The sequence below is a fragment of the Tolypothrix sp. PCC 7712 genome, from assembly GCF_025860405.1.
Taxonomy (GTDB): Bacteria; Cyanobacteriota; Cyanobacteriia; order Cyanobacteriales; family Nostocaceae; genus Aulosira; species Aulosira diplosiphon.
Map to the genome: position 1 here is coordinate 7,216,362 of NZ_CP063785.1, position 9,738 is coordinate 7,226,099.

The 9,738-nt window shown below is 41.5% G+C and carries 6 protein-coding genes and 1 pseudogene; 3 read left to right on the forward strand and 4 right to left on the reverse strand.

What is annotated here, in order from left to right; genetic code table 11:
• Positions 1-31: 31 nt before the first annotated feature.
• Both HGR01_RS29520 and HGR01_RS29525 read right to left on the reverse strand, forming a co-directional pair.
• Complete coding sequence (locus HGR01_RS29520; protein WP_045870555.1) at positions 32-1,726, reverse strand: hypothetical protein; 1,695 nt, start codon at positions 1,724-1,726, stop codon at positions 32-34.
• A 98-nt stretch (positions 1,727-1,824) separates the two neighbouring features.
• Entirely contained in the window at positions 1,825-3,192 is a 1,368-nt protein-coding gene (locus HGR01_RS29525; protein ID WP_045870554.1) for a hypothetical protein, read from the reverse strand.
• Positions 3,193-4,083: 891 nt separating this feature from the next.
• Between HGR01_RS29525 and HGR01_RS29530 the strand changes: the two genes are divergently transcribed.
• From HGR01_RS29530 to HGR01_RS29540, 3 genes and pseudogenes are all read left to right on the forward strand, one after another.
• Positions 4,084-6,225, forward strand: coding sequence for a lipoxygenase family protein (locus HGR01_RS29530; RefSeq protein ID WP_052335198.1), 2,142 nt, complete (start codon positions 4,084-4,086; stop codon positions 6,223-6,225).
• A 233-nt stretch (positions 6,226-6,458) separates the two neighbouring features.
• Positions 6,459-6,605: a hypothetical protein gene (locus HGR01_RS29535; RefSeq protein ID WP_155539240.1), complete on the forward strand. Its 147-nt coding sequence runs from the start codon at positions 6,459-6,461 to the stop codon at positions 6,603-6,605.
• Between the two features lie 317 nt (positions 6,606-6,922).
• Positions 6,923-7,102, forward strand: a pseudogene (locus tag HGR01_RS29540) (ArsR/SmtB family transcription factor); the annotation flags it as partial.
• 14 nt (positions 7,103-7,116) lie between these two features.
• On the opposite strand, the gene HGR01_RS29545 reads toward HGR01_RS29540, so the two are convergent.
• The gene (locus HGR01_RS29545; protein ID WP_063749814.1) at positions 7,117-8,640 is read right to left on the reverse strand and encodes a DUF2201 family putative metallopeptidase; all 1,524 of its coding nucleotides are present in this window, start codon (positions 8,638-8,640) and stop codon (positions 7,117-7,119) included.
• Between the two features lie 13 nt (positions 8,641-8,653).
• Positions 8,654-9,655: an AAA family ATPase gene (locus HGR01_RS29550; protein ID WP_045868620.1), complete on the reverse strand. Its 1,002-nt coding sequence runs from the start codon at positions 9,653-9,655 to the stop codon at positions 8,654-8,656.
• Between the last annotated feature and the right edge of the window lie 83 nt (positions 9,656-9,738).

Here is a 9,738-nt window from a genome sequence, read left to right on the forward strand (position 1 = left end):
GAAAGTTTTTGTGCCACGCCCGCCCTATAGGTTATTTCAGCTTTTTCAAAGCCTCTAATAAACTCATTACTCCAGAAATCGCTGCCTCCAGCTTTTCTGTGCGAGTTGCAGAAGCTTGATCGACATTTTGAATAAACTGTTCTAGAGCTTGATTTAAATCTGTCTGTGCCTTTTTAATTGCTGATGTATCACCAGTGCCATCAGAGGTATTTGGTGCAGCAATTGCAGCAGGTAATTTTATTGACTCTATAGTTTGTCGCTCGGAAGCATTTTGGCGATCGCTCACCACCAAACGCACTGCAGGATCGCCGACAATAGCATAACTGCGAGCATCGTTGTTTGCTGTCCACATTCCCGCCAAGCTGACTGGATTGGCTGTCGCGCCAAATTTGATTTCTTCAAGTTCAGTACTCAAATCAGAAGACAGCTCGGCATAGCGTTCATTGAAATACTCAACCGCAGACCCTACAGGATGACCCTCTAACAGCCTCTTTAAAGTACTTTCAAATACTGCTAACTGCTTACCTGTTTTCTCCCAAACAAACGAACAACCCCAAGCTCTTTCCACATGACCAATTACAGCTAAAGCACCGCCGTTGGGATGGCTAAGTAAACGTCGGGGTAAGGGTGCAATAAATGCATGGGGCGCAATAGTGGCTCTTTCATTGGAGCCTTTTTGATGGGCAAACTCATCTAGTTTGGGCGTACCCGCACCGTAACAAGCAAAGTGAAACGCAATTAAGCCTAACAACCGCGCATCAGCGCCAACATCATCTGCTGAAAAGTAAAAGTCTTCTGGTATTGGCTTACCACGCCATTGTATAGGGCCTGGCCAGTCTTGGCACAGTAGGGCACCTTGATGGCGTAATTGTCGTTCATCCCCATTGGGAAAGCCCATACCATGACTACCAGTGAATAACAATGCAGGTGTATCTTCACCGCCTAAGAGTTTCTTAAGTCTGGCTTTGGTGGCTTCTTGTGCCAGGATAGTTTCGACTTTCCAATCTTTTTGCTCTCCTCCCATCCATTCAGCAAGAGGTTGAATTAAGTTCTTCGCACTTAATTGTGTAGCTGCATCACCGCTAGTTTGTACCCCAAAAAAGCTAGCCCGCCGAGGAAGTGAAAACCCTGGACTTTCAGCCTGTACAACGCTCCGAGCATATTGGGCATACTCTTCGGGGGTATCGAAGTAAATCCGACCGACTGCATACTGCACATCAAGTTGGTACTGAAAGCGATAGGGAATTGTTTCAGGATCGCCAACAATCAGCAGATAATAAGGCATTTTTTCTGGATCTGCTGGGCCTGGCCCAACTCCATGACGCGCCAAAAATGCGTTCTTTGACTCACCAGGACGATAACCTCTAGGGCCAGTATATTCCTGATAATAATGGTCGTAATTTTTGGTTGCTTGTCTTTGGCGATGCTCTAGCAGTTCCTTGAGCGCTTCTTTAATGGCGGGATCAGCATTATAGGCAAAAATAACTCCCCAACCTGTTTCAGCGAGATTTTTCGGATCTACTCCTTCTATCGGGGCAAAGTCTGGTTCTAGACCTTTGACATGCAGATCCTTTTTCTTGAGTTCACTAACTTCTATCGGGTCGAAGTTTTCGCCTTGAGCAAGTCTCGCAACTTGTTCCGGCGTTAAAGGAGGTAACAAATATTCCCCGGAAGCGCCATCAATGCCATTGAAATATAGTTCTTCTGTAAGCTGTTCTACACTCATGCTCTTTGTCTCCTGATGTTTGTGCCAGATATGTGTTGTATTGAGAGGGCAGTGTTTACCCTACTGTGATTGAGAATGGTGATCAGAACTCGTAACTGCTAATTAACCAGAGCAGCAGACCAAACAGCATGAGCTACAGCCGGATTATCAATCGCGTTGTGTGCGCCGACAAAAGGATCGGGATTGGGAACAGTAATATAATTACTGCTTTCTAAGTTGTAAATTTTACCTGGTTTAAAATCATAGGATTGGTTGGGGTTGAGCATATCGATATCCGTAATATCCAAATCTTCCCCTTGAATTCCATAGAAACCTATGCCACCCACACCAGGATAGTTTGGTTTGGAAACATCAAAATTGATATCTTGGCCGATTCCTAATCCCATTGTTCCGGCTACAGGATAAGCTACCCTGACGGCATTATCATAGCGAGATTGGGTTGTGATAATCGGCCCAGATACTTTGCGATCGCTAATGATGGGGTGAAAATAACCAGCAAGATTGTTTCTGTAGGGAACCTTGGCTGTGTAAGACCAAAGCGATACAGCTCCCTGAATTAAGGCTAGAGAATTAACTGGGCGCACAAGTCTATTATGATCTTTTGTACCTGCAACTGTTGCCGATACAAAAATAGTCCCAAAGCTATGGCCCATGAGGTGGAATCGGACGCGATCGTCTGCGACTTGTTGCAGTTTGGTCAATAAGTTAAAGCCACTAGTTTGACCGATTTTACGCGCCAGGTCTTTCATTTTCCAGAAAGATAACAATCTGGGTACATTCAAAAACTTATCCCAAGCTGATGCTATAGAATCGCCTATTCCAAAGCTGACTTCTTCGGTATTTTCTTCTAAGCTGGCTTGATATACAGTTTCAGGGTCAAAATTTAAGGGTTCGGTGTTATTCCATTCGGAAGTATCTTCACTTTGATTGCATGAGGATGCTTCTTGAATCAATACCTGATAAGCTGCGGCAACTTCTGGTGGTAAACTTTCTGGTGGCGTGTCATATTCAATAGCCGCACTAAAAATTGTTCTGAGTGCTTCTCTACTAGCTTCTGTGTCTGAAACTTGACGAGCATAATCCTCTATCAAATCATTTAGTTGAGAGTCTGCTGTGTCAAAAGAGGGAAGTTGACCGTTTAAGTTTTCATCTCCCCAAGGCTTACTTGGCCAATGCAACCCAATAAGTAATGGACTAAACCCAGGTTGTAGCTGTTGCATTTTTTGAATGTCAGCTTGGTTATCTGCCATAGCTGCAATCCAGCGTTGGTATTGGTCTTTAGCCGCTGGAATGTCACCTTGCCATCCATGACTCATGAAAAAAACATCTGTAATTGGCTGGCTAGATAAAACATCCAAGATTTGTTGACTAATTAATTTGCCATTTTCTGGGCGTTCGTTGCCTTTCTCATCAAAAGAAATTAGATAGTACTCTAAAGAAGTACCACGTACTTTTTCAAGTGGCATAGGTTAGTCCTTATACATAAAATCTTAGTATTAAACCATACTTTACTTATGGGGATAATACAAGCTTTGTTGACTACGGAAGGATAAAAAAATATACAAAATTTTGTATATTTTGTATAAAAACATACAAAAGAAGAGCCATTAATAAGAATATATGAATTGCCAAAATAGCTGTAAATCGCAATAATCTTGGCTTGTTGACAATTAAATAAAGAGAAATATTTGGCTAATTGCCAGAAAAATCAACTATAAATTCAGATTCACCTCTCTTAAGACAAAAAATATTTTGTCAATACTTATTAATACATACTGACTGCAATTTTTTTTAATGATTAATTATTTTTATAAGATTGTATGTACGCAATGTTATTGTTAAGACATCATTAAATAACCTAGGCAAATATCTGTGTTGAGTATATAAAAGTACAGGCAATGCATTTTCATCTGACAAGGTTAAACAACAATTGCATCCTCTAAGTAAGCAGGCATCATTAAATATAAGTCTTCATCAAGTAGCTTAATTCCGGCAGAGTGGAGAAACAACAAAGCAATTGTAAAAGCTAGAATTGCTATTCTTCTGCTATCGTGCTACGCGAACGAGTTCTCTCAAGTAAGAAGTAGGTTATACCAATTCAAAATTCAAAATTAAGAAAGCCAGATTTCTCAAAGGTTTGAGAGTTTATATCTGTTGCTAAATTTTGGAGAATTGGTATTACTCTTTACAAGACTCTACGCCCAGTGTCTGCTTGAGAAAAAATTATATGCTGGGAAAACAGCATATTATATTTATCCCTGCATACTTAGTCTTCATTAATTACTTATATCCTTGTCAAAATTAATTCCGCTCAACGCTAAACTATCCATCATTATTGATAGCTAAAGAGGAAAAGTATGCTGAATCAAAAAGATTTGCTTTTATTTTTGTACAAGCTTGTAGATCGTTATATATTTACTCAAGGTGATAGGTATGAATACAACTACAACTATCTAAATCCTTTGGCGATGACAGATGTGCCGCAAATGCCATTAATCAATTTGCCTCGCTTACCAAAAGATGAAATTCCCAGCCGCGAGTGGCTACTTTTAGTATTAAAGGCAATGAGTGTTTATAATATTAATAATACTGCTAAAGCTAGTAGCGGCACTGTCTCTTTTAGTACAGATGATGTAGACAGCGATAGCGTTTTTTTAAGCGATAAACTTAATTCTTTAGAAACAATTGAGCAGCAGATAAACGAAGTCAAGACTACAGAAGATGTCAATGATATTGCTTTTCAGCTAGTATCAACTCTCAAAGAAGTTAACGAGCATCTTTCAATTAATGAACAACTTGATGAGTATCGCAATCATCAAGATGCTAACCCAACAGATAGTAATACTCAATTTTCATTTGAAGAAGAGTTCCAAAAAATTGATGTTCAGATTGCTGAACAACTAGAAGAAAATCCAGATAATATTTCATTCGATTTAGATTCTAGCGAACAAATTGCGATCGCTAATCTAAAAAATATCATCAGATATAACGCTCAGTTATTAGAACTTGCTGATATACAGGCTACTGAGAATGCTGAAGATGGCACAAATGTTAACTTTGGTTCTGTGGGAGATAATTATTCTCATACCCTCGAGGATTACGATAACCTATTTCGACTGATAACCAAACCAGAGATTGCTGCAAAATTTCAACAGGATATAGTTTTTGCCTATATGCAGGTGGCTGGGCCAAATCCAGTCATGCTCAAGCAAATCAAAACAGCAGATCCACGTTTACCAATCACTGGCGAACAATACCAACAAATTACCTCTAAAATTATTGGCAAAGCTGATTCTCTAGATATAGCGCTGCAAGAAGGTCGAATTTACTTAGCAGACTATTCTCTATTAGAGGGTATGGTAAATGGGAATTACCCCAGAGACCAAAAATATATTTATGCACCCTTAGGATTATTTGCAGTTCCACCAGTTGGTAGTTCCTCTCGCTCTTTAATACCAGTTGCAATTAAGATTCAACAGGCTCTATTTACACCGCTACATACAGGAACCTGGATGAGTGCTAAGAGCATTTTACAAATGGCAGATAGCAACTACCATGAGGTTTATAGCCACTTAGGTCAAACTCACTTATTTATTGAGCCTTTTGTAGTTGCAACTAATCATTTGTCTAAGGATCATAATCTCAGAAAACTGTTGAAACCGCATCTAGAAGGTACTGTATTAATCAATTATGGCGCTCATCAATCTTTAGTAGCACCAAAGGGTTCTGTAGATAAGTTATTAGCTAGTAATATTAACTCTGACCACGAGCTAGCTGTCAAAGGAGCACAGAGTTGCCTATTTAACTTTAATGAAGTTGCATTTCCTAAGACTCTAGAACGTCGAGGTGTTAACGATCCTAATCAACTACCTGTTTATCCTTACAGAGATGATGGAATGTTGATTTGGAATGCTATCCATGATTGGGTGAAGGGTTATTTAAGCTCTTACTACAGTACAGATGCTTCCGTGCAGAACGATCAAGATTTACAGAAATGGGCTTCGCAATTGGTTTCTCCAACAGGAGGCCGCTTGAAGAATTTTGGTGAGGATGCTCAAGGTAGAATTAAGACGCTCAATTATTTAATTGAGGCTGTTTCAACCGTTATTTTCACTGCCAGCGCTCAACATGCTGCTGTTAACTTTGCCCAACGTGGTTTGATGCTATATCCGCCAGCATTTCCTTTAGCACGTTATATCCCCGCACCAACAGATCCCAATCAGCAAGAAAATTTTATAGATGGTTTACCACCACTAGATAGAGCTACAGACCAGATTAATTTACTATATTTACTTGGCTCTATTTACTATACGAAGTTGGGCGATTACACTAACTCTGATTTTCACTCTTCGCCACGAGTACAAGATGCTTTGAAAAATTTCCAGAAGGAACTTAAAACTATTGAGGAGCAAATTCGGCAACGTAATCAAAGTAGCGAAAGATTATTAGCTTATGAGTATTTGCTACCTTCCAAGATTCCTCAAAGTATCAATATCTAAAAAGAGAATTTGATACTCTCTATGCGTAGAATGCGAGGGGAGTATCAAAACTCATACCAAATCATACCATTTTGGATTTTGGATTTTGGATTGAGAATTAGTCTCTGTGTAAGAGTTCTATCCATCCATCTGTCGCATTCTTTTTTCAAATTGGTATCAAAATATGATTTGGTACGAAAGAACTAATGTTCTCAATAAAAAACTCCACCCAAAAGGGGATGGAGTTTTTGGGCATGGGGAATAGGGCATTGGGCATAGCAAAGAGTTACCAATGCCCCTTGTCGGCAGGCGGCTATCCCTCTCTACCCACAAGGGGATGGAGTTTCCCGCCCAATACTTGTCGGTTAAGGGCAAAAGGCGAAGGGGAAAAGGGACAATAAAAAACCTTTAACCCTTACCCTTTCACCTTTTCCCCAAACCAAATTAAGAGTTGACAATCCTTAACCGAGCAGTATTGGTTTCCCGCCGACTTCTGATGAAGAGTGCTGAATTTAAAAGACTGCTCACAAGGGGGAGCCACTGCGGTGGACGGGTTCAGAGGTAACGGATTATCAAGTAGGGATACGGGTTCTGCAAAGCACTACAGCAAACCCGCAGGGTATTTTGAATTTTAAATTCCTCAGAGGGGTTGACATTGTGGACTAGTACATTTAACCTAGTAGTTAATTAACTGCGCGGTTAAATACATCCAATTTCAATGTCCACTGATCAATTGAGCGTCACCTTTGCCGCCCTTGCCGATCCGACTCGGCGAGCAATCCTGGCTCATCTTGCTTTGGGCGAAGCATCGGTAACAGAGCTAGCCCAACCCTTTGAGATGAGCCTACCTGCCATTTCTAAACATCTCAAAGTGCTGGAGCGTGCGGGATTAATCGCACGGGGTCGAGAGGCTCAGTGGCGACCCTGTCGATTAGAAGCACAAGCGCTCAAGGATGCAGCAGATTGGATTGAGCAATATCGCCAATTCTGGGAACAGAATTTGGATCGTCTAGACGAGTATTTACAACAATTGCAAGCCGAGGATAATAAACGCGATCGCGAATCATAAACTGCGTTCCCTTCTTCAGGAGAAACAAGATGTTGAAACAAAATGACTCCACATCCACTCAGTCTGAACGCGAGATTATCATTACCCGTATCTTCAATGCACCGCGAGAACTTGTATTTCAAGCATGGACAGACCAGCACATTTAATAATCGCACTGCTTCCCCAAAGAGAAACTCATCCAAAGTTAAACCCCCAGGAGTGACGACCCACAACACAGGCAATTCCGGCACTTTATCCGGGAAAGTACCATAACCATCTGTTAAATAAATACACACGCTTTGAGTTTGCCCATCCCAACTGTCTGTAACTTTCTCAAAAAACGGGACAAATGATGTACCTCCCCCACCTTGGGGTTTTGGTAAAGTCAGATTGAGATTGAGTTCGTAGGGGCCATAGGCTTCAGCATCAACGTAATAAAGCTGACATTTTAAATGAGGATAAGCACTTAAAATTCCCTGGACTTCACCTAAAAACATTGACAATTGCTCATGGTCAATTGAGCCACTAGTATCAACAGCTACATATACTTCCACATTTTCTGCTTGCAGAGTTTCCAGATACAGTTTTCGCCCAATAAAGCGACGGTCGAAGCCGGCAAAGTCTGTAGGTGTCTGCACTAGATAACGCCACAGGTAACTACGCCAATCAATTTGCGCGGTGCTTAATGCTCCTAATTCCCGTTCTATGCCGGCTGGTAGTAAACCTTGATTCGTGGTGCGGGCGACGATCGCAGCTTGTTGCAAAGCATTATGCCAGTGGGTTGCCAACACTGCATTTTTTGCGACTGAGAGACTATCGCTGTTACTAGCAGGTACTATCTTTGCATCTGCTTTTCCAGGGTTGGAGAGGCCGTGATTTTGGCTAACATTGTTTGTCTCATCTGGAGTTGTCGCCGATGAGGCATCACTAGGGGCTTCATTGAGTAAATCAGGGTACAGTAATTTTACGGTTTTGTGAGTATCTTTTAATAGCAATTCATAAATTTCTTCGACACTCAAATGCTCTAGTTTAGGTACTCGCAATCCCCCCGGAGGCAATTCAAATACACCCTGTTGGCTAATAATGCCGTTGACTACTATATCTGCGGCAATATTCCACAGTTCAGCTTCCCGCACACCCCGACGGGTTACATGAAGCAGGGCGGCGTGTAACACTTCATGTAGTAGCAGTCCGTCTTGTTGTGGAGTGGGTAAAGCCAGCAGATACTCTGGATTAAAAAATATATCTTTACCGTCAGTAGCAGCAGTTGGTATTTGCACTGATGGAACGAAGCGGGCAAACAAGGCTAGGGTGGCAAAAAATGGCGACTTCATCCGCAAACGCAGCACCGCAGCACTGATAATTCGGGAGCTATTTTGATTATTCATCGGTTATGTCTGGTCACAAACCCACTAATTGCTGAAAATCTTGGAGAAATTGCTGTAATTTGGCATCTTTCTGGACTAATTGAGCTAGGGTACCCAGATTTCCCTTACTCCGCATGACTCGAAATAAATCTACAGCAAACAATTGCACCCATTCGGCAGTAGCAACTTGACTGAGCCACAGAAAAGCGTTGTAAGCTTGGTTTGCGTCAGCCGCACGTACTGTTAAACCGATAGCTGTGGCATATTTAGTACTTGGTTCTTGTGGCCAGGTAATGCGATCGCCTTGACCTGCTAAAATCAACTTCAGATTCGGCAGAGTCTTGTAAAGGTCGGTAAAAGCTTGAAACTCACTTGCAGTAGCCACTCCCACTGCTGGTGTAATATCTAATTCTGCTTGGTGTAGCGCACTTGCCATTTCCCAAGAACGAGGCGAAGGCCAAGCAGGTTGCTGCGGATCGATTTTGTGCAACAATGTGGGGCGAAAGGAAATAAAGGCGATAATTTGCTCGTGTATGCCTTTTTCTAAGGCATAGGCTTTAAAGCTATCAAAATCAGCTTGCACTTCCAAATGTAAAAACCTATTTGCTAAAGGTGCAGGCATATCAAACACAGCTGCGCGGTCTTCTTTACGATTGCCAGCAGCCCAAACAAACCAATCGGATGGCAAAACATAAGAACCGACTTTTCTATCTAAAATCAACTGTTGAGCCACTCCTTGCATTGCTGGCGGTGCCATATTGAGTTCATCGAGAAATAAAATACCTTGACCGCCACGAGGGAGAAATTCTGGCGGATACCATTTAGATATCCCATCTTCGGCAACGGGTAAACCACGCAAATCAGTTGGTGCAAGTTGGCTGAGGCGTACATCTGTAAACTCAATCTCAAACTCTTGAGCTATCTGCTTGACGATGCTCGACTTTCCAATACCAGCCGCCCCCCAAATCATCGTACTAATTTGCAAGTTTTTACTGATTAGATTATTCAAATATGCTTTTAACAGAGCAGGAGTCATGGATTTTTGATTAATACTGATGTTTGTTTCTCAGTATTCCCATCCTTCTCATAAGTATTTCTTTTTTTGAATATATTCCTGAT